Below are 1,161 nucleotides of genomic sequence, written 5' to 3'. Positions count from 1 at the left end.
TGCTGAAAAGGTTACCGACACATAAAGTGAGCCAAATAGAAGAATTGCTGCCGCACCGCTGGAAACCCGACCAAAATTAAAAAATAGCTATGGGGTTCAGCGCACGCTTACATTTCGTATAAGGTGTATTATGTTATTTTTAGGAATTCTTTAGAGTTATCTTTCAAGTAACTGACCTATTTCTAACCTGGTATAGCCACGTTCTTTAAAGATCAAAATAATTGCTTTTTTATAGTCTTCAGAAGTAGAACTCTTATATTTAGTTATCAGTTGATTCTCAGAATTCAGCTCAAGATCATTTTTGATGGTCAATCCTTCACTAGAGATCTTGTTAAAGATATTTAGGTTAAACATACAGGCACTCGTCATCCGTATTATAGCGGCCCGACTATAACGAATACCTGTCTTAGCTACGCTAGACACCCTTGGCCGCAAGGATTACAAATTAAGAAAAATTCCGCAAGTTTTTGTCTATTGAAAGAATAAATAATCTCCTAACTGTTCTCTATTTAACATGATGGTTGTTATGCGAAATTCCTAGCATATTCATCTTTTGTCTTATATCTTTATTTTTACCAATAGGTAAAATATATTCATAACCTACATCGAAAAGTAGGTAATTAAGAAAAAAATTACAGCGTTTTATAAGCCTTATAGTAACGGGAGAGACTATAGGGCTTTTTATTTATCTTAATATTCATATATCTATGATGAAACCATAATGCTCGGCGATATAAAAAACTGGCTTGAGAATAGATCGGTCTTTTATGATATTTGCTAAAATGCTCTTTTAAAATATAAAAAACTAAGCGTGTGTAGCACTGGGTCTAGGTGTTCTTTGGGCTTAGTTATTAGCGTTATTTAAATAAGTATAAGTCAATTTTTACCTAATGGATTTGCTTTTCAACTAGTTCTAATTTCTTTAATGCTTGCCCTTTTTTATGATCATTATTAATCTTTACAACTAGAGCTAAAATAAAAACCATCACTATAAAAACAAGGAAAATTAAATGCTTTTTCATCATTAATCCCTTCTTTTGATCTTTAAGGATGCCTTGTTCCTTTGTAAATAGATATGACATAAGGGAAGCACTGATACAAGCCTTTTTAAATGACTTTAGCAACTCGATAAACAGTTGCAACTCCACAATTCACTGCTTT

The 1,161-nt window shown here is 32.4% G+C and carries 2 protein-coding genes; both read right to left on the bottom strand.

All coding sequences use genetic code 11. The features are described from left to right. Positions 1–156: 156 nt before the first annotated feature. Positions 157–354, bottom strand: coding sequence for a hypothetical protein (locus WFH18_RS17450; protein WP_034705821.1), 198 nt, complete (start codon positions 352–354; stop codon positions 157–159). Positions 355–887: 533 nt separating this feature from the next. Next, a complete protein-coding gene (locus tag WFH18_RS17445; protein WP_138743332.1) occupies positions 888–1,148 on the bottom strand; it encodes a hypothetical protein in 261 nt (86 codons plus the stop codon). Positions 1,149–1,161: the final 13 nt, after the last annotated feature.

This window comes from Acinetobacter sp. USHLN143 (assembly GCF_037145695.1).
Lineage (GTDB): Bacteria > Pseudomonadota > Gammaproteobacteria > Pseudomonadales > Moraxellaceae > Acinetobacter > Acinetobacter fasciculus.
This window is presented reverse-complemented; position numbering and strand designations above follow the sequence as displayed.